Genomic DNA, 23,798 nt, shown 5'->3' on the forward strand with positions numbered 1-23,798 from the left:
GATCGTGCAGAAGGTGCTCCGGCTGGACCTGGTCAGTCACGGTATGACCGAGGCCATGCGCAAAGCACGATTCCCCGTCGACGAACCCCTCACCGAAGCCGGGCGCCGCGCGGTCTCCTCCTGCGGGCGGCTGCATGCCGCGCGCGTCATCACCGCGCCGGAGCGCCGCACCGTCGAGACCGCCACCCTCATGGGCCTGATGGGTGACGAGGACGACCGATTACGCGACCTCGACGCGGGGGCGTGGCGCGGTGGTGAGCTCATGTCCGTCCCCAAGGAGGACCTCTATCTCTGGCTCACCGATCCGAACTTTCGCGGCCACGGCGGCGAGGCGGTCGTGGACGTCATCGAGCGCACGGGGGAGTGGCTCGCCGACATCGCTCTCGACGGTGAGCCGACCATCGCCATCACGCACCCGGCGGTGATCCGCGCCGCACTGCTCGTCACCCTGGACGCGCCCGCGAATTCGTTCTGGCGCATCGACGTTCCGCCGGTCAGCGTGACCCGGCTGCACTATCGCGGCGAATGGACGCTGCACTTCCGTTAGCCAGCACCATGGCCCGCACGGCGTCGGTGATCAGCCGGGCGGGCAGGCTCGGATCGATGGCGCGCTGAATGCCCAGTCCCAGACCGAGACTCAGCACCGCGGTGGCGGCGTCCTCGGCCGGCATCGGCAGCGCCAGGCCCGTGGAGTCGGCCAGCGCCTGCAATTGCGCCGCGACCGTGCCGCGCACCAGGCTCAGGTTCGACACCAGGGCGGCCTGCAATGCCGGGTCGTCCCGAGCCACGATGGCGAACTCGAATTCCAGCATGGTCCAGCCGACGTCGCCGAGAGTGTGTTCGGCCCAGTCCTGGAAGCGGTCGAGCCGGGTCTCCAAGGTGTCCTCGCCCGCGAGCAGTTCGCTGACCTCCCCGAACTTGGTCTCGTGTATGAGGGCGAGCACCTCGAGGCAGAGCGCCGACTTGGTCCGGAAGTTGGAGTAGACCGCGCCCTTGGAGTACCCGGCCTCCTCGGCCACCCGTTCCAGGCTGGTCTTGGCGTAGCCGTCTGTCAGGAACATGTCGCGCGCGGTGGCCAGCAGGTCCGCGCGGGTGCGGGCCTGGCTCTCGGTCCTGGTCAGTCGTGCCATGACTGAGATTCTAGGTTCTCCCAGATTTGGGATACCGACGGTATTTGAAAACTGCTAGTGTGTGAAACCATGAGTACTAGGAACGGGCCACAGCGACGTGGCCTGGCCATCGGCTGCGGCGGCACCGTCGGGATGGCCTGGATCGTCGCCGCGCTCGCCGCCGTCCAGGACGTCCTGGACTGGGATCCCCGCACCGCCGACGTCATGATCGGCACCTCGGCGGGCGCGGAAGCGCTCACCATGCTGGGCAGCGGGATCGCCGTCGACGAACTGGTCGCCATGCAGCGCGGCACCTCGACCAACCCGATCCTCACCGCCCACATGCGTTCGGAGCCCGGACGATTCCCGCCGCTGCCGCGCCCGCGCCTGGGCGCACCCGGCCGCGCGGTCCGAGAACTGCTGGCCCGCCCCGGAAACGGGCACGCCCTGCTCACCGCGGGCAGCGGGTTGCTGCCGCTGGGGGGCGGCAACCCGGCCTGGCTGCAGTCCCTGGCCGAACGTCTCGAGCCGGGCCGCGACTGGGTCCAGCACCCGGCGACCTGGCTGGTGGCCATGGACAATGCCAGCGGTGAACGCGTCGCGTTCGGATCGCCGTCCGCGCCGGACACGAATCTCGGTGCGGCCCTGCGGGCTTCGTGGGCGGTGCCCGGCTGGTTCCCGGCGGTCCCGATCGCGGGCCGGCGGTTCATCGACGGCGGCGCGGCGTCCACCGCCTCGGCCGACCTGCTCATCCCGGCCGGGCTCGACGAGGTCGTGGTGATCACGCCCATGGCCTCCACCGGCCGCCTGCCCGTCACCAGTGCGGGCCACTTCGTCGAACGGCAGCTGCGAAACCGCATGAGCGAGAAGCTCGATGCCGAGATCGCGTTGCTGCGCGCGAGCGGCGTCAAGGTGCTGCGCATCGACGCCACCGCCGATGACCTCGCGGTCATGGGCCCGAACTTCATGGACGGCCGCCGCCGTCTGCCCACCTTCGAACACGGCCTCGGCAGCCTCCGCGGCCGGGTCGAGCAGGGAGTCTTCGCATGAGCCTCTTCGGAAACGGTTACCCGGCCATCGATCTCGCCGGCGCGCGAGTCCTGATCACCGGCGCGGGCCGCGGCATCGGCCAGTGCACGGCCGAACTGTTCGCGAGCAAGGGCGCGCAGGTCGCCATCGCCGACGTGGACACCGCCGCCGCGCAGGCCGCCGCGGCCGCGCTGGACGGGCAGGCGTTCGAGCTCGACGTGCGCGATCGGGCCCAGTGGGACAAGGTCGTCGCCGACTTCGGCCGCGTCGACATCCTGGTCAACAATGCCGGCGTCATGCCCGCCGGCGCCTTCCTCGACGAGGCGGACGCGGTGGGGCACACCACCATCGACGTCAATGTCTGGGGACTCATCCACGGCATGCGCGCCGTGGTCCCCGGCATGATCGAGCGTGGCCACGGCCATGTGGTGAACGTGGCGTCACTGGCCGGCAAGATCCCGGTCGCCGGCCTGGCCGTGTACAACGCCAGCAAGTTCGCCGCCGTGGGCCTCTCCGCCGCGACGCGTCTGGAGTTCGCGCCGCGGGGCGTCAGCGTCAGCTGCGTCATGCCCTCGGCCGTGCGCACCCGCTTGTCCTCGGGCCTCGCGCTGGGCGGCGGCATGCCCACCGTCGACCCGGAGGACGTGGCCGAGGCCATCGTCGGCACGGTCCGCAGCCGTCGCGCCGAGGTCGCCGTCCCGAACTACCTCGGCCCCATCGACGTCGCCCTGGCCGCCGCGCCCGAGCCCGCGGTCCGGCTGGTCCGCCGGCTCTTCAACGGCGACCGGGCCCTGCACCCCGCCGACGAGCAGGCGCGCGCACGCTACGAGGAGCAGGTGCGCGCGATCAACGCCGAGGACTAGTCACTCGAACCGGATGCCCTGCGCCAGCGGCAGTTCGGTGGAGTAGTTGACGGTGTTGGTGGCCCGGCGCATGTACGCCTTCCACGAGTCCGACCCGGACTCGCGGCCACCGCCCGTCTGCTTCTCGCCGCCGAACGCGCCGCCGATCTCGGCCCCCGAGGTGCCGATATTGACATTCGCGATGCCGCAGTCCGACCCGTCGGCGGCCAGGAACCGCTCCGCCTCCCGCTGATCGCGGGTGAAGATGGACGACGAGAGACCCTGCGGCACCGCGTTGTGCAGCTCGATGGCGGTATCCAGATCGTGGTAGGTCATCGCGTACAGGATCGGCGCGAAGGTCTCCTCCCGCACCACCGTGGTCTGCTCGGGCATGCGCACCAGGGCCGGGCGGACGTAGAAGGCGTTCTCGTCCGGCCCCTCGAAACGCTCACCACCGCACAGCAGTTCGCCGCCGTCGGCCAGTGCCCGATCGATCGCCGCGCACATGCCGTCGTAGGCCCGCTCGTTGATGAGCGGCCCGACGAGAACGCCCTCCTCGAGCGGATTACCCACGCGCAGTTGCCGATACGCCGCCGAAATTCGATTCAGCAGCGGCTCGGCCACTTCGGCGTGCACGATCAATCGGCGCAGCGTGGTGCAGCGCTGACCGGCCGTGCCCGCGGCCGCGAACACGATGCCCCGGGTGGCCAGCTCCAGATCCGCCGAGGGCGCCACGATGGCGGCGTTGTTGCCGCCCAGCTCCAGCAGACAGCGCCCGAACCGGGCCGCCACCCGCGGCGCGACCAGCCGACCCATCCGCACCGACCCGGTCGCGCTCACCAGCGCCACCCGCGGATCGTCTACCAGCTGCTCGCCGACCGCCGCCGGGCCCTGGATCAGCTGGTGCACTTCGGGATCCGCGCCCACGTCGACCGCCGCCCGGCGCAGCAGCGCGTGACAGGCCAGCGCGGTCAGCGGCGTCGTCTCCGACGGCTTCCACACCACCGTGTCCCCGCACACCAGCGCGATGGCGGTGTTCCACGCCCACACCGCGACCGGGAAGTTGAACGCCGAGATCACCCCGGCCACGCCGAGTGGATGCCAGGTCTCCATCAGCCGGTGGCCGGGCCGCTCCGACGGCATGGTCCGCCCGTACAGCTGCCGCGACAGACCGATGGCGAACTCGCAGACATCGATCATCTCCTGGACCTCGCCGCGGGCCTCCGCGCCGATCTTGCCCGCCTCCAGGGTGACCAGTTCGCCCAGGTCGTCCCGGTGGTCGGTGAGCAGCGCCGCCAGCCGCCGCACCACCGCCGCGCGCTGCGGCGCCGGGACCGTCCGCCAGTCCCGGAAGGCCGCGTGCGCCCGGCCGATGGCGGCGTCCACGGCGGCGGAGTCGCTCGCGCGCAGGGTGATCAGTTCACCGCCGGTGATCGGGGTGCGGGCCGAGAGTTCACCCGGCTCGGGCGTGTCGACGCCCAGCCGTCGCAGCAGCGTCTCCGTCCGCTCACGGAGCTCACGGGTCGCGGTCTCGGTCAGTGCGTGAGTCATTACATGCTCCAGGTTGGGTTCCGGCAACCGAGTTCGTTTCGCTGCGTTAGCCTTCGCTGATGGCGGATACACCGGCGAAACTTGTACTCGACGACATCGATCGACTGCTGATCCGTGAGCTGATTGCCGATGGTCGCGCCACCCTGTCCAATCTGGCGGAGAAGGCCAACCTTTCGGTGTCCGCGGTGCAGTCGCGGGTGCGGCGGCTCGAGGCGCGGGGCGTGATTCGCGGCTACACGGCGAATGTCGATCCCGAGGCGCTGGGCCAGATGCTGTCGGCTTTCGTCGCGATCACTCCTCTCGACCCGTCGCAACCCGATGACGCACCCGCACTGCTGCAGCACATTCCGGGCATCGAGGCGTGTCATTCGGTGGCCGGAGACGAGAGCTACATGCTCATGGTGCGGGTGGCCTCGCCCAGACACCTGGAGCAGCTGCTGCAGGAGATCCGCGCTACGGCCAATGTCAGGACGCGAAGCACCATCATTCTGCAAACATTCTATGACAAGTAGCCCCGGTCAGGCCGCAGACCTTCGGATGACGACACGGTTACGGACGTAATTATTCCGGAACTTACGGGCATTGCCGTAAATATTCATTTACCCTGAGGGCGTGACCCTCGAACTCGATCGGCTCGGGGCGGCCGCCGAATCCACCGTTGTCACCCCCGCCCGGGTGCATGAGATCCTGTCGGCGAGCATCCTCGCCGACGGCTTCGACCTCGTACTGGACCTGCGCAAATCTCGTGGACTCCGACTGGTCGACGCCCGCGACGGCACCTCCTACCTGGACATGTTCGGCTTCTTCGCGTCCAACACGCTGGGCATGAACCATCCGGCCCTGGTCGGCGACAAGCGCTTCCTGTCCGGCCTCACCACCGCCGCGCTCAACAAGCCCAGCAACTCCGACATGTACACCGTCGAAATGGCGCGCTTCATAGACACTTTCGTGCGCGTGCTGGGCGATCCGCGACTGCCGCACCTGTTCTTCATCGACGGCGGCGCGCTCGCCGTCGAGAACGCCCTCAAGGCCGCCTTCGACTGGAAGTCCCGGCACAACGAAAGCCACGGCCGCCCAGCCGAACTCGGCACCAAGGTGCTGCACCTGACCGGGGCCTTCCACGGGCGCAGCGGGTACACGCTCTCGCTCACCAACACCGATCCGGTGAAGACCGCGCGCTTCCCGAAGTTCGACTGGCCGCGCATCGACACCCCGTACGTGGGCCCCGACCACCTCGACATCGAGGCCGCCGAACGCCACGCCCTGGGCCAGGCCCGCCGCGCCTTCCACGAAAACCCGCATGACATAGCATGTTTCATCGCCGAACCGATCCAGGGCGAGGGCGGCGACCGGCACCTGCGGCCGCAGTTCCTGTCCGCGATCCAGCAGCTGTGCCACGAGCACGACGCGTTGTTCATCCTCGACGAGGTGCAGACCGGCGTCGGTATGACCGGCACCGTGTGGGCCTACCAGCAACTCGGGCTCGAGCCCGACATCGTCGCCTTCGGCAAGAAGACCCAGGTGTGCGGCATCATGGCCGGCGGCCGCGTCGACGAGGTGCCCAACAACGTCTTCCGGGTCAGCTCCCGCCTCAACTCCACCTGGGGCGGCAACCTCGCCGACATGGTGCGCGCCCGCCGCGTCTTCGAGGTGATCGAGCACGAGAACCTGGTGTCCCGCGCCCGCGACCTCGGCCCCCACCTGCTCGACCGTCTGATCGAATTGTCCACCGCCCATGCGGAAGTCACCGATCCGCGCGGCCGCGGACTGATGTGCGCGATCACCCTCGAATCCGCGGCGCTCCGCAACGACGTGGTGAACCGCCTGCTCGAGCAGGAGCATGTCCTGATCCTCGGCACCGGCGAACGCGGCATCCGCTTCCGGCCGCCGCTCACGGTGACCGCCGCCGAACTCGACGAGGCCGTGGACGCTCTCGACCGCGTATTGGGTTGAGCCGCAAGCCGGATCGCCCGATCCGGCTTGCCCGCATTTGCTGAAAGATGGCTTTTGCCCGAAGAGCGCGGCGCGGCGACATCCCGCGTTGTCGCCGTGAACGTCCGTGCCGCCGCCTACTATTCGACCACATGTCAGCTCACCGCAATGACATGTCAGCTCACCGCAATGTCGGCATGGCACGGTGCACCCTGTGATCGCGCGGGGTGCACGTCTGGGTCTGATTCTCTCGCTGGCGATGCTGTCCGGTTGCTCGAACGGTGACACCGGTCCCGCATCGCCGACCGCCGCACCGTCTTCCGCCCCGACCGGCGCGGCGCCCGCCGCGGCCGAAGCGCCGCATCTCCTGCCCGGCATGCCGCCGCCGCTCTCACCCACCGACGTCTACGCCGCCACCCGGGAACTGAGCCCCGCCGTCGCCGGACAGCCCACCCGCGTCTACGTCCCCAACAGCGAGTCGCACACCATCACCGTCATCGACCCGGCCACCTTCGAGATCGTCGACAGCTACCCCTCCGGCGGCGCCGAACCCCAGCACGTGGTGCCCGCCTACGACCTGCAGACGCTCTACGCCAACAACGATCTGCCCATCGGTGGCGGCAGCCTGCTGCCCATCGATCCGCGCACCGGCAAACCCGGCGATCCCATCCCTGTCCGCGACCCGTACAACATGTACTTCACCCCGGACGGCAAGTACGCCCTGGTCGTCGCGGAGGCCGACCGCTCACTGGACTTCTACGACCCGCACAGCTGGCAGAAGCTGCACGACATCGCGGTGCCCGAATGCCACGGCGTCAATCACATGGACTTCACCGCCGACGGCCGCACGGCCCTGGTCAGCTGCGAATTCGGCGGCCGCATGGCGGTGGTCGACATCGCGGGCCTGAGCCTGCTGCGCATGATCGACCTGCCCGGCGGCTCGTCCGGCATGCCGCAGGACGTCAAGCTCTCGCCCGACGGCCGCACCTTCTTCGTGGCCGACATGATGGCGGGCGGCATCTATGTCTTCGACGCCCGGACCTTCGACAACACCGGTTTCGTCGAGACCGGCCGCGGCACCCACGGCCTCTACATCACCCGCGACTCGAAGCGGATGCTCATCACCAACCGCGGCGAGGGCAGCATCTCGGTCTGGGACTTCGCCACCGGACGGCTGGCCGACACCTGGCGCATCCCCGGCGGCGGCAGCCCCGACATGGGCAACCTGTCCGCGGACGGGCGGGTGTTCTGGGTCTCGGGCCGCAACCACGGCGAGGTGTACGCCATCGACATCGTCGACTGGAAGCTGCTGGCCCGGATTCCGGTCGGCCGCGGGGCGCACGGGCTCACCATCTGGCCGCAGCCGGGCCGGTACTCGACGGGCCACACGGGCGTAATGCGTTGAGCCGTCGCCGGTTCCGGCGGCGGCTCGGTGGAACCGGGGAGTGGCGCGGTGAACCGAAGTGTGGACCCCGCCAAAAGCTTGCCGGGATGACTGGCGAGATCCACTATTGAACATTGTTCGAGTTTGCCCGGTGGCGAAGCCGGATATTGGGCTCTACCTGCGGGTTTTAACTGGCGGGTAGTCAATAACCGTACTCGCGAGTAGCCCCGACTGGATTACGAAGCGGGTCTGGTACTGGTTACACTCCGGGGCATGACGAGTGTCCAGCATCAGCCTTCGCCGGGTCCGGCGGGTGCCCCCGATATCCACACCACCGCCGGCAAGCTGGCTGACCTGCGCAATCGGCTGGAAGAGGCCAAGCACCCGATGGGTGAGGCGGCGGTCGACAAGGTCCACGCCAAGGGCAAGATGACCGCGCGTGAGCGCATTCTCGCCCTGCTGGACGAGGGTTCCTTCGTCGAGCTCGACGCGCTGGCCCGGCACCGCAGTGTGAACTTCGGCCTGGAGAACCAGCGTCCGCTGGGCGACGGCGTGGTGACCGGCTACGGCACCATCGACGGCCGCGACGTCTGCATCTTCTCCCAGGACGTCACCGTCTTCGGTGGCTCGCTCGGCGAGGTCTACGGCGAGAAGATCGTCAAGGTGATGGACCTGGCGCTGCGGACCGGTCGTCCGCTCGTCGGCATCAACGAGGGCGCCGGCGCGCGCATCCAAGAGGGCGTCGTCTCCCTGGGCCTCTACGGTGAGATCTTCCACCGCAACATCCAGGCCTCGGGTGTCATCCCGCAGATCTCGCTGATCATGGGCCCGGCCGCGGGTGGCCACGTCTACTCGCCCGCCCTGACCGACTTCGTCGTCATGGTCGACCAGACCTCGCAGATGTTCGTCACCGGCCCCGACGTGATCAAGACCGTCACCGGCGAGGAAGTCACCATGGAGGAGCTGGGCGGCGCCCACACCCACATGGTCAAGTCCGGTGTCGCGCACTACGTCGCCTCCGGCGAGCAGGACGCCCTGGACTACGTGCGCGACCTGCTCGGCTACCTGCCCAGCAACAACCGTGCCGAGGCCCCCCGCTTCCCGGCCACCGCCAACGCGGGCGCCATCGAGGAGAACCTCACCGAGGCCGACCTCGAGCTGGACACCATCGTCCCGGACTCCCCGAACCAGCCGTACGACATGCACGAGGTCATCAAGCGCCTGGTGGACGACGAGGAGTTCCTCGAGGTCCAGGCCGAGCGCGCGATGAACGTGATCGTCGGCTTCGCCCGCATCGACGGCCGCAGCGTCGGCTTCGTGGCCAACCAGCCCTCGCAGTTCGCGGGCTGCCTGGACATCGACGCCTCGGAGAAGGCCGCGCGCTTCGTGCGCACCTGCGACGCCTTCAACATCCCGATCATCACCCTGGTCGACGTGCCGGGCTTCCTGCCGGGCACCGGCCAGGAGTACAACGGCATCATCCGCCGCGGCGCCAAGCTGCTCTATGCCTACGGTGAAGCCACTGTGGGCAAGATCACAATCATCACCCGCAAGGCCTACGGCGGCGCCTACGACGTCATGGGTTCCAAGCACATGGGCGCTGATGTGAACCTGGCGTGGCCGACCGCTCAGATCGCGGTCATGGGTGCGTCCGGAGCGGTCGGTTTCGTGTACCGCAAGCAGCTGCAGACCGCGGCCGCCGAGGGCAACGACGTCGACGCTCTGCGCCTCGAGCTGCAGAACGAGTACGAGGACACCCTCGTGAACCCGTACGTGGCGGCCGAGCGCGGTTACGTCGACGCGGTCATCCCGCCGTCGCACACCCGCGGCCAGATCGTGTCGGCGCTGCGTCTGCTGGAGCGCAAGATGGTGTCCCTGCCGCCGAAGAAGCACGGCAACATTCCGCTCTGAAAATGCGATATGCGCGGTGTGAGGCGCACACTGTCGAATAGGACAGTGGGACTCGTACCGCGCACGATCGCCTCATCCGGGCAAAGATGAAGGAACGCCGCACCACCCCCGCGGCGAAGGACAGGAGGACTGGCGCTGTGACGACCATGGCCGATGAAGAGGTATTGCGCGCCGCCGAACTGGATCTGGCTGTCGAGGATCTGGCGGACGCCATCGACACCGCCGTCGCGGAGATCGAACCGGCGAGCACCGGTCCGGTCATCCAGGTCCTGAAGGGCAACCCGACCGACCTCGAGCTCGCCGCCCTGGTGAGCGTGTTCGCCGCCGCGTCGGCGACCGCCCCCGCCCCGGCCGACCGTGGCCCGGCGGACATGTGGGGTCGCCCGACCCTGCTGCACCGCGGCAGTTCGCCGTTCTCCCCCTACGCCTTTCCGGCCCTCTCGCACCTGCGCGACTGACGGCTTGTGACCGTCTTCGTACTGGCGTCACAATCTCCGGCTCGGCTCGGCGTCCTGCGCAACGCGGGCGTCGAGCCGGTCGTCCGGGTGTCCCACGTGGACGAGGACGCCGTGGCCGAGGCTCTTCCCCTGGACACCCCGCCCGATCGAGTGGTGATCGAGCTGGCCCGCGCCAAGGCGCTGGAGGTGGCCGGGCAGCTGGCGGGTGATCCCGCCTTCACCGATTCCGTTGTCGTGGGCTGCGATTCGATGCTGCTCGTCGACGGTGTTCTGCAGGGCAAACCCCTGACTCCCGAGGTCGCCCGCGCGCGCTGGGCCGAGATGGCCGGACGCAGCGCTGATCTGCTGACCGGTCACTGTGTGCTGCGGCTGAATGCCGGAGAGATCGTCGGCGAGGCCGCCGACTGCAGTTCCACCACGGTGCATTTCGCCAAACCCGAGCCGGAGGAACTCGACGCCTACATCGCGACGGGGGAGCCGCTGCAGGTGGCCGGATCCTTCACGCTGGACGGCATGGGCGGCTGGTTCGTGGACAAGATCGACGGCGACCCGTCGAGCGTCATCGGTATCGGACTACCACTGGTTCGTCGACTGCTTGCCGAGGTGGGTGTCGGCATTGCGCGGCTGTGGATCGGTGGCCGCGCGTAGTTGCGGCGCGATCCGCCCGGCCGAGGGCGCCAATCTGGGCTCGCCGGTGGCTGATCGGGGTTCGTCGGTCTCGGCCTGACCGTCACGCGCGTCCTCGCCGGGGCGGCCCTGCAGCAATTCCAGTCGCGCCACGCACAATTCGGGCTCCACGAACGGATGCAGGCGCACGTTCACGTTCTCCCGGCCGCCGTTGCGGTCCAGGGCTTCACGCATCAGGCCCAGGTGCACGCCGCACACCACTTCGGAGTGGGTGCGGGCGAGTTCGCGCAGCGGGCACGCGGTCATGCGGATCAAGGCGGATTCGTCGGTCTCGCCGGCCTGATCGCGTTCGGGCGCGAAGCCGAGTTCCGACATCAGGGTGACGGTGAGGTCCTTGGCGTCCTCGAGCGATTCGATGGGCTGGTCGGCGGCTTCGAGTTTCGAGCCCCAGGCCCGGCCCGCGCTGATGGCGGCTTCCGAGCGGCGGCGCGGGTCGCTGCCGAGCTGATCGGCCAGCACTTGCGCCAATTCCTGATAACCCACCGATCGCTGTACAGCGGTATAGCCGATGCGCGGGCGGCCGCGGCCGCGGGGCGGCTGCTGGAATTGGCGGACCAGCGATTCCCGGGTCAGCACATCCAAATGGAAACGCACTGTTGTCACATGCTGTCCGGTGACGCGCGCGAGTTCCTGGGCGTCGAGAGGCTCGCTGGCGCCACGTAGGATCGCCAGCAGTCGCCGTCGCGGCCAAGAATCGGACATAGATCACCCCTCCTCTCCGAGAGACTTTATCGGATGAAGCTGCGCTTAATTCGCCCAATCATCCGATTCGTGATCTGAAACGAGTTTCGTAACCGCCACATGCCTACGATCGGTGCAGAGAATCGAACCACCAATACCTAACCCACCACGCGTGAAGGACCACAACGTGCCTGTCGCTCCGGATCCGCATCACTCATTCGGCTCCTACGCACATCCTCACCGACTAGTAACCACAGAGTGGCTGTCGGCAAACATCGGCACGCCGGGACTCAAGATCATCGAGTCCAACGAAGACATATTGCTATACGACATCGGCCATGTCCCGGGTGCCATCAAGATCGACTGGCGGACCGAGCTGATCGATCCGCGTACTCGCGATGTCGTCGACGGCGCGACCTTCGCCAACCTTATGCGGGTCAAGGGCATCGAACGCGGCGACACCGTCGTCGTCTACGGCGATAAATCCAATGGCACCGCGGCCGCCACCCTGTGGGTGTTCTCCCTCTTCGGGCACGAGGACGTGCGCCTGCTGGACGGCGGCCGCGATGCCTGGATCTCCGAGGCTCGCGACACCACCTTCGAGGTGCCCCCGGCCGGGCGGGGTGAGTACCCGGTGGCCGATCGCGACGACAAGTCCGCGCGCGCCTTCCGGCAGGACGTGGTGGCGCACCTGGGCGGGCCGCTCATCGACTCGCGCGCGTTCGAGGAGTACACCGGCGATCTGGTGGTGCTGGACCGTCCCGAGGAGCAGGCGCTGCGCGCGGGTCACATCCCGACCGCGGTCAATATCCCGTGGACCTCGTCGGTGGGCGCGGACGCCCGCTTCCGGCCCCGGGTCGAACTGGACGTCATCTACGGCGGGGTGATCGAGGGTGTCGCGCCGCTGGTCTACTCGCGGGTGGGGGAGCGGTCGGCGCTGACCTGGTACGTCCTGACCTACCTGCTGGGCGTGGACGGGGTGCGCAACTACGACGGCTCCTGGACCGAGTGGGCCAATGCCGTGGGGGCGCCCATCGTGATCGGTGAAGAACCCGGCGTGGCGCCCTCGGTCGTGGCAAGCTCGTAACGCCCGAACCCCCTTCGGGGGATTCCCTGTGGAGGCTTCCACGGAGTCTGGTAGAACAGGTTCTAAAAATAAGGCCTCGAGAGTCGCACGCCCACTCTCTGGGCCTACTCATTGGTAGCCCTAGCCGGGTTCGGTCATTGTTGGCACGATGCCTACACTGCCGACAGACGAAAGTATCCAGAGCACAGGAGGCTCAGTGCCCAACCATGCCAACGCGCAGATCACAAAGGTCCTCGTAGCCAACCGAGGCGAGATCGCCGTGCGCGTGATCCGGGCCGCCAAGGACGCCGGTATCGCCAGTGTGGCCGTGTATGCCGAACCGGACGCCGACGCGCCGTTCGTGAAGCTCGCCGATGAGGCGTTCGCGCTCGGTGGTCAGACCTCGGCCGAGTCGTACCTGGTGTTCGACAAGATCCTCGACGCCGCCGCGAAGGCCGGCGCCGACGCGATCCACCCCGGTTATGGGTTCCTGTCGGAGAACGCGGATTTCGCGCAGGCTGTGATCGACGCGGGTCTGATCTGGATCGGCCCCTCGCCGCAGTCCATCCGGGATCTGGGTGACAAGGTCACCGCGCGCCACATCGCCGAGCGCGCCAAGGCGCCGATGGCCGCGGGCACCAAGGACCCGGTCAAGGACGCCGACGAGGTCGTGGCGTTCGCGAAGGAGTTCGGTGTTCCGGTGGCCATCAAGGCCGCGTTCGGTGGTGGTGGTCGTGGCATGAAGGTCGCGCACACCATCGAGGAGATTCCGGAGCTGTTCGAGTCCGCGACCCGTGAGGCAATCGCGGCGTTCGGTCGTGGTGAGTGCTTCGTGGAGCAGTACCTGGACAAGGCCCGCCACGTCGAGGCTCAGGTCATCGCCGACCAGCACGGCAATGTCGTGGTCGCGGGTACTCGTGACTGCTCGCTGCAGCGCCGCTTCCAGAAGCTCGTCGAAGAGGCTCCGGCCCCCTTCCTGTCCGACGAGGTGCGCGGCAAGATCCACGCCTCCGCCAAGGCCATCTGCAAGGAAGCCGGTTACTACGGCGCCGGCACGGTGGAGTACCTGGTGCAGGGCGAGACCGTCTCCTTCCTCGAGGTGAACACCCGCCTGCAGGTCGAGCACCCGGTCACCGAGGAGACCGCCGGAATCGACCTGGTGCGTCAGCAGTTCCGCATCGCCGAGGGCCACGAGCTGTCGATCACCGAGGACCCGACTCCGCGCGGCCACTCGTTCGAGTTCCGCATCAACGGTGAGGACGCCGGTCGCGGCTTCCTTCCCGCCCCCGGCCCGGTCGTCGTCTACCGCGAGCCCGCGGGCCCCGGTGTGCGCGTCGACTCCGGTGTGGTCGAGGGTTCGGTCATCGGCGGTCAGTTCGACTCCATGCTGGCCAAGCTGATCGTGACCGGTGAGAACCGTGAGCAGGCGCTGCAGCGTGCCGCTCGCGCGCTGGCCGAGTTCCAGATCGAGGGTCTCGCGACCGTCATCCCGTTCCACCGCCACATCGTCGAGAACCCCGCGTTCATCGGTGACGGCGAGAAGTTCGACGTCTACACCAAGTGGATCGAGAACGAGTGGGACAACCCGATCGAGCCCTACACGGGCGCTGTCGCCATCGAAGAGGACGAAGAGGCTCCGCGCCAGAAGGTCGTCGTCGAGGTCGGTGGCCGTCGCCTCGAGGTGTCGCTGCCGGGTCAGTTCTCGGTCGGCGCCGCCGCGTCCGCCAATGGCGCGGGCGTCGTCCGCAAGAAGCCCAAGCCGCGCAAGCGCGGCGGCGCGGGCGCGGGTGCCGCTTCCGGTGACGCCGTGACCGCCCCGATGCAGGGCACCGTCGTCAAGGTCGCCGTCGAAGAGGGCCAGTCCGTCGAGGCGGGCGACCTGGTCGTGGTGCTCGAGGCCATGAAGATGGAGAACCCGGTCACCGCCCACAAGGCCGGTGTCATCACGGGTCTCGCGGTGGAGGCCGGCGCGGCCATCACCCAGGGCACCGTCCTGGCCGAGATCAAGTAACGCAAGACAATTCGCGAGTGGCCGCTCACCTGCAGGTGAGCGGCCACTCGCGCTAATGTCGTGGCATGGCTGAACCACCGGAGATCCGTATCGGCACCGTCGAGCGCGAGGACGCGATGAAACGGCTGTCGGACCACTTCGCGGCGGGACGGCTCAGCGTGGCCGAGTTCGACGAACGCAGTGGCGTAGTGGCCGCGGCGCTGACCCGCGGCGACCTGGAGCAGGTGTTCACCGATCTGCCGGAACCGGTGGCGGACAAGCCCGCTCCGGCGCCGCGACGGATGCCGTTCGGTTCGATTCCGCCGGAGCGGATCATGCCGGTGGTGCCGATCGTCGCGGTGATCCTGTTCCTCATCACGCATCAGTGGTGGGTGTTCCTGTTGATCCCGCTGGCGGGCGCGGTGCTGTTCGGGGAGAGCGGCCGGGAACGCCGCAAGCGGGGCGAGCGCCGGGATCGACGGCGGCGGCTCGACCGCGGACAGGAGGACTGATGGAACCCATCGAGATCAACGCGGGCAGCTGGTATCTGCGGGCCCTGCGCGCCGACGAGCGCATCGACGACCGCCCGGCCCTGGCCGACGGCGGCATCACCGATCCCGGCTACGTGGACCGCCGCACCGCGGAATGGGCCGACGAGAGCCACTTCTCGTGGGCGGTGTGCGTGCCGACCACCGCCGAACTGGTCGCCGAGATCGGCGTGCACCCCCACGCCGACGGCACCGCGACCGTGACCGGCTGGGCCCGTACCGGATACGACTCCGCCCTCGAGGACGGCCTGGTCTCGGTCCGCCGATTCACCGCCGGCGCGCTCGGCCTGGACCCCGTCGACGCCTGAGATCGTCGTCCGGCTGTCCGGTCCGGAAACCTGATCAACTCCCGAAAACGCTTGTTCACCAGCGGAGATCGTATTCGTCCGCCGGAAAATCATTCGTGCCCGGCCCCTGTCGTGCGTCAGTCTGGAATCGCATCCGGAACCGACGACCAGGGGAGGCGGTTATGTGGGAATGGAGCAGACACCAGGCTGATCGGGCGGCGGCGGGATCGTTCACCGCGTGGCGGGTACGCGACCCGGAACCGACCGTGACCGACCCGGAATTCGACGAGACCGAGGACGAGGGCGGGGAGGCGGACGACGGCGCGTACTCGGATGTCTCCGAGCGCGCCCTCGCCGAGCTGTTCACCGCGCTCGCGGGCTATTGCGAGCCGCATGAGCCTGGATGGGATTCCTCGTATTCCGACGTGACCACCGATCTCGTGCCGGTCGGGGTAACTCCGGGGGTACGTCCGAAATCGGTTCGGTACCCAACCGCCGGCACGGTTGTGTGACTGTCGACGACACGTAGCTGTCCGCTGAAGGCGCGGAGAGGCGGGACGGGTAGCGTCTCGGGTCATGGAGAGGTCGCCGCTGGACGCCGATGTACTGCGCCGGAGCATTGTCGAGTCGCCGGGGCTGGGGTTCTTCTCGGCCATCGAGGTGGTCGAGTCGACCGGTTCGACCAACGCGGATCTGGTTGCGCGGGCCGCGGATTCGAGTGCCGATCGGCTGGTGCTGATCGCCGAGGCGCAGGAGCACGGCCGCGGCCGCCACGACCGGCAGTGGGTGAGCCCCGCGCGGGCGCAGATCGCGATGTCGGTGCTGGTGCGGGTGCGCGGCATCGACCCGGCGGTGCTGGGCTGGCTGCCGCTGCTCACCGGGATCGCCGTGGTGGACGCGGTGCGGGCCGAGACCGGTCTGAAGGCGGTCCTCAAGTGGCCCAACGACGTGCTGGTGGACGCCCGCAAGCTGGCGGGCATCCTGGCCGAGATCGCCGCGGTGGGTCCGGATCCGGCGGTGGTGGTGGGCGTCGGCCTGAACGTCTCGCTCACCGATGCCGAACTGCCTGTCCCGCACGGCACCTCGCTGCTGCTGGCGGGAGCGCCCGGTGTCGACCGGACCGTGCTGGCCCAGGCCATGCTGCGCGAGTTCGCGCGGCGCTTCACCGCCTGGGAGGCGGCGGGCTGGGACATCACGGAGCTGGCGGCCGCCTATCGGGAACGCTGTGCCACCCTCGGCGCGCAGGTCCGCGCGGAGCTGCCGGGCGGCGAGGTGCTCACCGGCGTCGCCACCGGCATCGACGAGAACGGCCGTCTGCTGATCGGAGACCGCGCCGTCTCCGCCGGTGACGTCACTCATCTGCGCGCCGAGTACTGAGCGAAACCGATCCCGCCGCACCCGGATCCGGCTACTGCTTGTTTCCGTGCCCGCGGCGATCGCCGCCCGGCTTCCTCGGAATGGTGTCGGGCCACAGGTCGGGAGCCGGGATATTGCGGAGATCGGGGAGATTGGGCAGGTTCCACGGCACGGTCGGCAGCGGAATGACCGGCATGGCCGGTGCGGGCTGCTCCGGGACCTCGGGCCCGCTCGGCTCCGGCGGCGGGAGCTGCTCCTGCACCGGCTGTTCGGTCGTCGTCGGAACCGATTCCTGGACCGGCGTTTTCGCGATCGTGCCGGGCGCCCGCGTCTGCCGGGGCTCGGGGTCGGCCGAGCTCCCGCCGATCCAGGACGCCCCCAGGGCCAGCACCAGCGCCGCGACGGCGATACCGGCGGCGGCGACCTTGCGCTGTTTCGTCCACCGGTGGACGGGCGGGGGCTCGGCGGTGAGCGAATCCATCGGCAGCGCGACGGTTCGCGTATCCGGGTCGGGTTCGGGCGAATCGGGCTGTCCGGAGGAAATTTTCGCCGCCACCGGCGGGCGGGGCATCGGAATGCTCACGGTCGCCCGGTCATCGGGTTCCGGGTCGGCGACGGTCTCGGGCAGCGCGCACTCGGTGAGCGCGGCGCGGGCGGCGTCCGCGAATTCGCCTGCGGTGGCGTACCGTTCGGCCGGATTCTTGGCCAGGCCCTGGGCGACGACGCGGTCGAGGGCCGCGGGAACGGCCGGGGACCGCTTGGACGGCGGTTCCGGCACGCGTTCCAGATGGGCGCGCATCAGCTGGGCGGGGTTCTTCACCCGGAAGGGCCGCTCGCCGGTGAGGCATTCGTAGAGGACGCAGGCCAGCGAGTACACGTCCGAGCGGATCGAGACGGTGCCGTCGAAGCGTTCGGGCGCCATGTAGGCGGGGGTGCCGATCAGCATGCCGGTCTGGGTGATGGCGGTCTGCCCGTCCTGCAGCGCGGTGCCGAAGTCGATCAGGTAGGCGACGTCGTCGGGCGCCACGATGATGTTCTGTGGTTTGACGTCGCGGTGCACCAGCCCGGCGGTGTGGGCTTCGTCGAGGGCGCAGGCGACCTGCGCGATCAGCCCGACGGCCGCGTCCGGGGCCATCGGCCCCTCCCATTCGAGCAGGGCTTCGATATCGAGGCCGTCGACGAACTCGGACTCGATGAACAGTCGCCCCTCGAGCTCGCCGTAGGTGTGCACCGCGACCACGTGGGGTCCGTGCAGCATCGAGGCGGCCCGCGCCTCCCGTTCGAACCGTTCCCGGTATTCGGGGTCGGCGGTCAGCACGGGCGCCAGCAGCTTCAGCGCGACGGTCCGATCCGTCGCGGTGTCGTGGGCGCGCCACACTTCCGCCGACCCGCCGCTGCCGAGCAGTTCGTCGAGGCGGTATCGGCCCAGATAGCCATCCCCCAACGGAGTTCCTCTCGTCACACTGGGGGACTACCATAGCGAACCGAATTTATTTCACCCGCGCAGCACGCGGGTGACGGTCATGCGGTCTGCAGCACCCCGCGGGCGGCTTCCCGCGCGAGCAGGCGGTCGCGCTGCTCCTCGAACTTGACCACGTCCTTGCCCAGTTTCTCCATATACGCGGCCAGGGTCTCACGCGCCTGCTCGCCGGCGGGTCCGAAATCGTTGCGTTCGAAGACATTCCAATTCTTCAGCACCGGCGCGACCACCTCGTCCATGTGCTGGCGCAGGTCGTAGATCCCGTGCTTGGCCATCAGCGCGCCGTTGCGGCGGAAGTTGGGCATGCCCGATCCGGGCATGACGAAACTGGTGAGCACCCGGGTGATGGCGTCGATCGCCTGATCCGGCACCAGGTCCAGGCCCGCGCCGCAGAGGGTGCGGTAGAAGATCATGTGCAGGTTCTCGTCGGCGGCGATGCGCTGCAGCATGCGGTCGGCGATGGGGTCGTCGCAGACGCGGCCGGTATTGCGGTGGGAGACGCGGGTGGCCAGCTCCTGGAACGTCACATACGCGATATTGTCGAGGAAGCCGCCCCACTCGTCGGGCGACTGCGCGCCACCGGTCATGTGGATCATGCGGGCCTGCTCCAGCGCCACCGGATCCACACCGCGGGTCACCACCAGGTAGTCGCGCATGACGATGCCGTGGCGGTTCTCCTCGGCGGTCCAGCGGCCCACCCAGGTGCCCCAGGCGCCGTCCTGGGAGAAGTTCTCGGCGATCTCACGGTGGTAGGAGGGCAGGTTGTCCTCGGTGAGCAGATTGGTGATCATCGAGACCTTGGCGACCTCGGACAGCGTGGACTGCGACGGATCCCAGTCCTCACCACCCATGGCGGCGAAATTGCGGCCCTGGTCCCACGGCACGTAATCGTGCGGGTGCCAATCCTTGGCCATCGACAGATGCCGGTTCAGGTTCTCTTCGGCAACGGGTTCGAGCTCGCGAAGTATCTGGTATTGCGTCAACTCTCGGGTCACACACGCCTCCTGTGTCTTGCACACCGGGTGGAGCCTGCTGATGACGAACGGCAAACGCGTGCCGACGATGCTACCGGCAACCGCACGATTGTGCCCCGGTCCCCGGGGCCGCGTGAGGCATTCCGGCATCTCGGCGGGATAGGGTTTCGGCATGGGTTATCCGGAGGAGGCACTGGCCCCCGAAGAGGTGCTGCTCCTACATCGCCATCCGCATTGGAAGATGTTGTTCTGGCCCGCTGTGACTTTCATCCTGATCACGGCATTGGCCGGATTCGGCGCCGGGGTGGCGGCGCGCAATACCGAGGACGGTTTCCGAACCGGTCTGCTGCTCGGCATTCTCGCGCTGTGGGCGGGGATCGTGCTGTGGCGCAGCGTCGCTCCGCTCATCCGATGGAAATCGACGCATTTCATCGTGACCGATCGCCGGGTGCTGATCCGGCAGGGCGTGCTCACCCACACCGGCATCGACATTCCGATGAATCGGATCTCGAATGTGCAGTTCCGCCATGGGTTGTTCGACCGCATGCTGGGCACCGGCACCCTGATCATCGGGTCGGCGTCGGAGGATCCGCTGGAGTACGACGACATTCCGCACGTGCAGCGGGTGCACAACCTGCTCTACCACCAGGTCTTCGATGTGGTGCAGAAGAATCCGAACGGCGGCGGCTTCTAGGGTTCCGCCGGTGCGTACCCGTAGGCTGATGCCGTGACCGCAGTACTGCTGGCCGAAGACGACGAGGCCATCGCCGCGCCGCTGTCGCGGGCGCTGGGCCGCGAGGGCTATTCGGTGACCGTGGAGAGCTATGGTCCCGCCGTGCTCGAGCGGGCTCTGGAGGGCGGTCACGACCTGCTCATCCTGGATCTCGGGCTGCCCGGCATGGACGGGCTCGAGGTGTGCCGTCAGGTGCGGGCCCGCGGCGCGGAGCTGGCGGTGCTCATGCTGACCGCGCGCACCGACGAGGTGGACTTCGTGGTCGGCCTGGACGCGGGCGCCGACGACTATGTGGGCAAGCCGTTCCGGCTGGCCGAACTGCTGGCCCGGGTGCGGGCGCTGTTGCGCCGCAGCGGAATCGGCGACGAGGCGGTGGAGGTCGGCGGTATCCGGCTGGAGCCGGCGGCGCGCCGGGTGCTGGTGAACGGCATCGAGGTGAACCTCGCCAACAAGGAGTACGAGCTGCTGAAGGTGCTCATCGACCGCGCCGGGCAGGTGGTCTCGCGCGAGACCATCCTGCGCGAGGTGTGGGGGGACGCGGATCTGCGCGGCTCCAAGACCCTGGACATGCACATGTCGTGGCTGCGCCGCAAGATCGGTGACGAGGGTCCGGTGGCCGAGCGGCGTATCGTGACCGTGCGCGGCGTAGGCTTCCGGTTCAACACCGACTAGCCGTTCGAAATCTCTGCCGATCGATCTGTTGTGCTGTTCCGTGCGCGTGCGAACCCCGAAGCCCCGGCGAAGCGAGGCATCTCGACGATGAGACGCAGGATCCTGCTGTCCATGGTGGCCGCGCTGACCCTCACCACCCTGGTTCTCGGTGTGCCGCTGGCGTTCACGGCCTGGAAGTGGGTCGAGGACATCAGCCGCAACGAACTGCGCAACCGGCTCAACAGCATCTCCGAAGAGGTGATGCGGCAGGAGCACGACGGCATGGTGTACGGCGAGTTGGACACCAAGGCGGTGCGGCTGCTGATCCCGGCCAACGGCAAGCTGACCATCATCTATCCGACCCAGTCGGAGAACAACAAGAAGATCGACATCGGCGCGGAGACGGTGGTCGATCCGCTGGCCGAGTCCTGGTCGATGGGGATCAACGGCTCGCTGCGCCTCGAGATCCCTTCCGCCCCCATGCATTCCATGCAGCGGCAGGCGCTCGGCGCGGTGCTGGGCCTGGTGCTCATCTCGCTGGGCGCGGGCATCGCGGTGGCGGTGGTGACCGCGCGCCGGGTGGCTGACCCGCTGCGGGACGTGGCGGCCCGCGCGGCCCGGCTGGCCATGGGCGACTTCCGCGCCGACCCGCGCAGGCACGGCATCACCGAGCTGGATCGCGTCTCCGACGTGCTGGATTCGGCCACCGTGGAGATCGCGGGCCGGCTGCAACGCGAGCACGCCCTGGTCGCCGACGTCTCGCATCAGCTGCGCAGCCGGCTCACTGCGGTGCGGCTGCGCCTGGACGAACTGTCCGCGCATGCCGATCCGGCCGTCGTGCACGAGGCGGAAGAGGCCATGGCGCAGGTGGATCGGCTCACCGACGCCATCGACGAACTGGTGCGCGCCTCCCGCGACGAGGGCGCGGCCGAACGCGATCCGCTGCCCGTGGTGGCCGAATTGCGCAGTGTCGTAGCGGAATGGCGGCATCCCTTCGCCGAGGCCGGGCGCAAACTGGTGCTGCTCGGCGACCCGACCCTGAAAGCGCCGGTGACCGGTTCCCGTCTGCGGGAGGCGCTGGCCGTCCTGGTCGACAACGCGCTCATGCACGGCGGCGGCACCTGCACGGTGTCGGTGCGCACGGTGGCGGGCCGCATGGACGACCGCGAACCGCTGGTGGTGGTGGAGGTCGCCGACGAGGGCGACGGGGTGCGAGATGAGCTGGCGCCACACATCTTCGACCGCGGCTTCTCGGCGGCGGGGTCCACCGGTGTGGGGCTGGCCCTGGCCCGCGCGCTCATCGAGGCCGACGGCGGCCGGCTGGAACTGCAGCGCCGCCGCCCCGCCCTGTTCGCGGTGTTCCTCGGCTCGTCGGGGGTGGCGTCGCGGCCGATCTCGGTGGGCGCCGAGCCGCGCTGATTCTTCTAACGGTTCTCTAACTCTTCGTTATCCGGCCCTGAGAACTCGGTTCCTACGGTGGGTCCGGTCATCAGGAACCGACGAGCGATCGTCGACGAAGAACAGGAGATCCCATGCCCACGTTCACCGTTCGCCGCACTCTGACCGCCGGTGTCATCGGCGCCGCCGCCCTCACCGTGGCGGCGCTGCCCGCGACCGCGCACGCGGACACCCCGGATTCGATTGCCGGACTGGCGGATACGGGTAGCTCCGGACCGGCCCTGGCCACCCAGCCGGCGCTGCCCCTGGAGCCAGCGCTGCCCGCCCTGCCGGGTGAGCCGACCGGTCCGGGCACGGTGGTGATCAAGGACCGCGACGGCAATGTCATCGTGCGGCGGCTCCAGCCCGGCGAGCCGATCGGGCCGGACTCGATTCCGGCGGTCCCGCTGGAGCCGGGCGTGGTCCTGCCCGACGGTCCCGTGGTGGCGACGCCGGACGGTCACTCGCCGTCGCGCACCATCGTGTTGAACCCGGCTCGCTGAGAAGTTTTCTCAGTCCGCGCCCGTATCGTCTGATGCCGTGACGGGTCCCCGGATTCTGATTGTGGACGACGATGCCAGGGTGCTGACCTCGGTGGCGCGGGGGCTCCGGATGTCGGGTTTCGAGGTCGAGACCGCGGCGGACGGGGCCGCCGCGCTGCGCCACATCGCGACCGACGCCCCGCAGGCCATGCTGCTGGACCTGAACATGCCGAATCTGGACGGCGTCCAGGTGGTGACGGCGTTGCGCGCGCTCGGCAACGATATTCCGATCTGCGTGCTGAGCGCCCGCGCCGAGGTCACCGATCGCATCGACGCCCTGGAGGCGGGGGCGGACGACTACCTGACCAAGCCCTTCGACCTGGGTGAGCTGGTGGCGCGGCTGCGCGCCATGCTGCGCCGGGCCCCCGCGCCCGCCCACGTCTCCGATGACCGCATCACGGTCGGCCCGCTCACGGTGCTGCCGGGCGCGCGCCGGGCCGCGATCGACGGCACCCCCCTCGAGCTGACCAAACGCGAATTCGATCTGCTCGCCGCGCTGGCCTCGGCTCCCGGACAGGTCTTCTCCCGGACGCAGCTGCTGGATCGGGTGTGGGGCTACGACTTCGAAACCCAGACCAAGGTGGTCGACGTCTTCGTCTCCTACCTGCGCAGAAAGATCGAGGACACCGGGTGCGCGCGTCTCATCCACACGGTCCGCGGCGTCGGTTTCGTGCTGCGGGCCGAGCCGTGATCCGGACGCTGCGACGGCTCCCGCCGCGGGGTCGGATGGCCCTGTCCCTGCGGGCCCGAGTGGCTCTGGCGAGTGCCGTGACGGCCGCGGTGGTGGTAGCGGTCATGTCGGTGGTGCTGTTCGCGTTCGCGCCCGCGGAGGCGTCGAACCAGGTGGGCCGCATCGTGAGTGCGATCGCGCTGGCCCCCGCCGAGACGGTGCAGCTGCCGGAACCGGGTGCTCCCGCGCGACCGGTCCCGGGTACTCCGGCGCAACCGCCGACCGCCTTGCCCGCGCTGCCGGCCTCCCCGTCGCCGGGCTTGCTCATCACCCGCGTCGATCCGGGCAATCCGAATGCGGAGTTCTCGCGCACCGTGGCCCTGAACGGTGAGCCGGTCGCGCTGACCGTCCCCACCGAGGTCGCCTCGGATTCGGCTACCCGGCAACGCATCCGGATCGTGCTGATCGGCGTCGCGGGGG

General features: G+C 68.8%; 25 protein-coding genes. 20 read left to right on the forward strand and 5 right to left on the reverse strand.

Annotated features, from left to right (window positions below; translation table 11 throughout):
- The first annotated feature begins 4 nt into the window (after positions 1-4).
- A complete protein-coding gene (locus tag ACFRAQ_RS29780; RefSeq protein ID WP_357282165.1) occupies positions 5-547 on the forward strand; it encodes a histidine phosphatase family protein in 543 nt (180 codons plus the stop codon).
- On the opposite strand, the gene ACFRAQ_RS29785 is transcribed toward ACFRAQ_RS29780, so the two are convergent.
- On the reverse strand, positions 495-1,130 hold the full coding sequence (locus ACFRAQ_RS29785; RefSeq protein WP_379105490.1) for a TetR/AcrR family transcriptional regulator: 636 nt from the start codon (positions 1,128-1,130) through the stop codon (positions 495-497). The genes ACFRAQ_RS29780 and ACFRAQ_RS29785 overlap by 53 nt on opposite strands.
- Positions 1,131-1,199: 69 nt before the next feature.
- Between ACFRAQ_RS29785 and ACFRAQ_RS29790 the strand changes: the two genes are divergently transcribed.
- Positions 1,200-2,159 carry a patatin-like phospholipase family protein gene (locus tag ACFRAQ_RS29790; protein ID WP_379105492.1) on the forward strand — a complete coding sequence of 320 codons (960 nt, stop codon included), beginning with the start codon at positions 1,200-1,202 and terminating at the stop codon, positions 2,157-2,159.
- Positions 2,156-3,001 (forward strand): SDR family oxidoreductase, encoded by an 846-nt coding sequence (locus tag ACFRAQ_RS29795; protein WP_379105494.1) that lies wholly within the window; start codon positions 2,156-2,158, stop codon positions 2,999-3,001. Before ACFRAQ_RS29790 ends, ACFRAQ_RS29795 begins: the two co-directional genes overlap by 4 nt.
- Here ACFRAQ_RS29795 and ACFRAQ_RS29800 read toward each other — a convergent pair whose 3' ends face one another.
- Positions 3,002-4,531 carry an aldehyde dehydrogenase family protein gene (locus ACFRAQ_RS29800; protein WP_379105496.1) on the reverse strand — a complete coding sequence of 510 codons (1,530 nt, stop codon included), beginning with the start codon at positions 4,529-4,531 and terminating at the stop codon, positions 3,002-3,004.
- Between the two features lie 59 nt (positions 4,532-4,590).
- Between ACFRAQ_RS29800 and ACFRAQ_RS29805 the strand changes: the two genes are divergently transcribed.
- The 6 genes from ACFRAQ_RS29805 to ACFRAQ_RS29830 all read left to right on the forward strand — a co-directional run bounded on the left by ACFRAQ_RS29805 (position 4,591) and on the right by ACFRAQ_RS29830 (position 10,864).
- Positions 4,591-5,043, forward strand: a complete 453-nt coding sequence (locus ACFRAQ_RS29805; RefSeq protein ID WP_040855781.1) for an Lrp/AsnC family transcriptional regulator — start codon at positions 4,591-4,593, stop codon at positions 5,041-5,043.
- Between the two features lie 100 nt (positions 5,044-5,143).
- Positions 5,144-6,484 carry an L-lysine 6-transaminase gene (gene lat / locus ACFRAQ_RS29810; protein ID WP_379105499.1) on the forward strand — a complete coding sequence of 447 codons (1,341 nt, stop codon included), beginning with the start codon at positions 5,144-5,146 and terminating at the stop codon, positions 6,482-6,484.
- Positions 6,485-6,677: 193 nt separating this feature from the next.
- A complete protein-coding gene (locus ACFRAQ_RS29815) occupies positions 6,678-7,868 on the forward strand; it encodes a hypothetical protein (protein ID WP_379105501.1) in 1,191 nt (396 codons plus the stop codon).
- 252 nt (positions 7,869-8,120) lie between these two features.
- A complete protein-coding gene (locus tag ACFRAQ_RS29820) occupies positions 8,121-9,758 on the forward strand; it encodes an acyl-CoA carboxylase subunit beta (protein ID WP_379105503.1) in 1,638 nt (545 codons plus the stop codon).
- 146 nt (positions 9,759-9,904) lie between these two features.
- Positions 9,905-10,216, forward strand: a complete 312-nt coding sequence (locus ACFRAQ_RS29825) for an acyl-CoA carboxylase subunit epsilon (RefSeq protein WP_379105704.1) — start codon at positions 9,905-9,907, stop codon at positions 10,214-10,216.
- Positions 10,217-10,222: 6 nt separating this feature from the next.
- A complete protein-coding gene (locus ACFRAQ_RS29830) occupies positions 10,223-10,864 on the forward strand; it encodes a Maf family protein (protein WP_379105505.1) in 642 nt (213 codons plus the stop codon).
- On the opposite strand, the gene ACFRAQ_RS29835 is transcribed toward ACFRAQ_RS29830, so the two are convergent.
- Positions 10,790-11,605, reverse strand: coding sequence for a helix-turn-helix transcriptional regulator (locus ACFRAQ_RS29835; protein WP_379105507.1), 816 nt, complete (start codon positions 11,603-11,605; stop codon positions 10,790-10,792). The genes ACFRAQ_RS29830 and ACFRAQ_RS29835 overlap by 75 nt on opposite strands.
- Positions 11,606-11,771: 166 nt before the next feature.
- Here ACFRAQ_RS29835 and ACFRAQ_RS29840 point away from each other — a divergent pair, with 166 nt between their 5' ends.
- The 6 genes from ACFRAQ_RS29840 to ACFRAQ_RS29865 all read left to right on the forward strand — a co-directional run bounded on the left by ACFRAQ_RS29840 (position 11,772) and on the right by ACFRAQ_RS29865 (position 16,852).
- The gene (locus tag ACFRAQ_RS29840; RefSeq protein ID WP_379105706.1) at positions 11,772-12,671 is read left to right on the forward strand and encodes a sulfurtransferase; all 900 of its coding nucleotides are present in this window, start codon (positions 11,772-11,774) and stop codon (positions 12,669-12,671) included.
- Between the two features lie 196 nt (positions 12,672-12,867).
- Entirely contained in the window at positions 12,868-14,661 is a 1,794-nt protein-coding gene (locus ACFRAQ_RS29845; protein ID WP_379105509.1) for a biotin carboxylase N-terminal domain-containing protein, read from the forward strand.
- Positions 14,662-14,726: 65 nt separating this feature from the next.
- Complete coding sequence (locus ACFRAQ_RS29850) at positions 14,727-15,152, forward strand: DUF1707 domain-containing protein (RefSeq protein WP_379105511.1); 426 nt, start codon at positions 14,727-14,729, stop codon at positions 15,150-15,152.
- Positions 15,152-15,496: a hypothetical protein gene (locus ACFRAQ_RS29855; protein ID WP_379105513.1), complete on the forward strand. Its 345-nt coding sequence runs from the start codon at positions 15,152-15,154 to the stop codon at positions 15,494-15,496. Before ACFRAQ_RS29850 ends, ACFRAQ_RS29855 begins: the two co-directional genes overlap by 1 nt.
- 245 nt (positions 15,497-15,741) lie before the next feature.
- The gene (locus tag ACFRAQ_RS29860; RefSeq protein WP_379105515.1) at positions 15,742-15,987 is read left to right on the forward strand and encodes a hypothetical protein; all 246 of its coding nucleotides are present in this window, start codon (positions 15,742-15,744) and stop codon (positions 15,985-15,987) included.
- Between the two features lie 64 nt (positions 15,988-16,051).
- A complete protein-coding gene (locus ACFRAQ_RS29865) occupies positions 16,052-16,852 on the forward strand; it encodes a biotin--[acetyl-CoA-carboxylase] ligase (RefSeq protein WP_379105517.1) in 801 nt (266 codons plus the stop codon).
- 31 nt (positions 16,853-16,883) lie between these two features.
- Here the strand turns inward: ACFRAQ_RS29865 and ACFRAQ_RS29870 are convergent, their stop codons facing one another.
- Positions 16,884-18,293 (reverse strand): protein kinase, encoded by a 1,410-nt coding sequence (locus ACFRAQ_RS29870; protein ID WP_379105519.1) that lies wholly within the window; start codon positions 18,291-18,293, stop codon positions 16,884-16,886.
- Between the two features lie 59 nt (positions 18,294-18,352).
- Entirely contained in the window at positions 18,353-19,306 is a 954-nt protein-coding gene (locus ACFRAQ_RS29875; RefSeq protein ID WP_379105521.1) for an acyl-ACP desaturase, read from the reverse strand.
- 151 nt (positions 19,307-19,457) lie between these two features.
- Here ACFRAQ_RS29875 and ACFRAQ_RS29880 point away from each other — a divergent pair, with 151 nt between their 5' ends.
- The 5 genes from ACFRAQ_RS29880 (at position 19,458) to ACFRAQ_RS29900 (ending at position 23,339) form a co-directional block, all read left to right on the forward strand.
- A complete protein-coding gene (locus ACFRAQ_RS29880; RefSeq protein ID WP_379105524.1) occupies positions 19,458-19,979 on the forward strand; it encodes a PH domain-containing protein in 522 nt (173 codons plus the stop codon).
- 33 nt (positions 19,980-20,012) lie between these two features.
- Positions 20,013-20,690 (forward strand): response regulator transcription factor, encoded by a 678-nt coding sequence (locus tag ACFRAQ_RS29885; RefSeq protein WP_040805082.1) that lies wholly within the window; start codon positions 20,013-20,015, stop codon positions 20,688-20,690.
- 87 nt (positions 20,691-20,777) lie between these two features.
- On the forward strand, positions 20,778-22,088 hold the full coding sequence (locus ACFRAQ_RS29890; protein ID WP_379105526.1) for a sensor histidine kinase: 1,311 nt from the start codon (positions 20,778-20,780) through the stop codon (positions 22,086-22,088).
- Positions 22,089-22,201: 113 nt separating this feature from the next.
- Positions 22,202-22,609 carry a hypothetical protein gene (locus ACFRAQ_RS29895; protein ID WP_379105528.1) on the forward strand — a complete coding sequence of 136 codons (408 nt, stop codon included), beginning with the start codon at positions 22,202-22,204 and terminating at the stop codon, positions 22,607-22,609.
- Between the two features lie 37 nt (positions 22,610-22,646).
- Positions 22,647-23,339 (forward strand): response regulator transcription factor, encoded by a 693-nt coding sequence (locus tag ACFRAQ_RS29900; RefSeq protein WP_379105530.1) that lies wholly within the window; start codon positions 22,647-22,649, stop codon positions 23,337-23,339.
- The last annotated feature ends 459 nt before the right edge of the window (positions 23,340-23,798 follow it).

This window comes from Nocardia sp. NPDC056611, from assembly GCF_042792755.1.
GTDB lineage: Bacteria > Actinomycetota > Actinomycetes > Mycobacteriales > Mycobacteriaceae > Nocardia.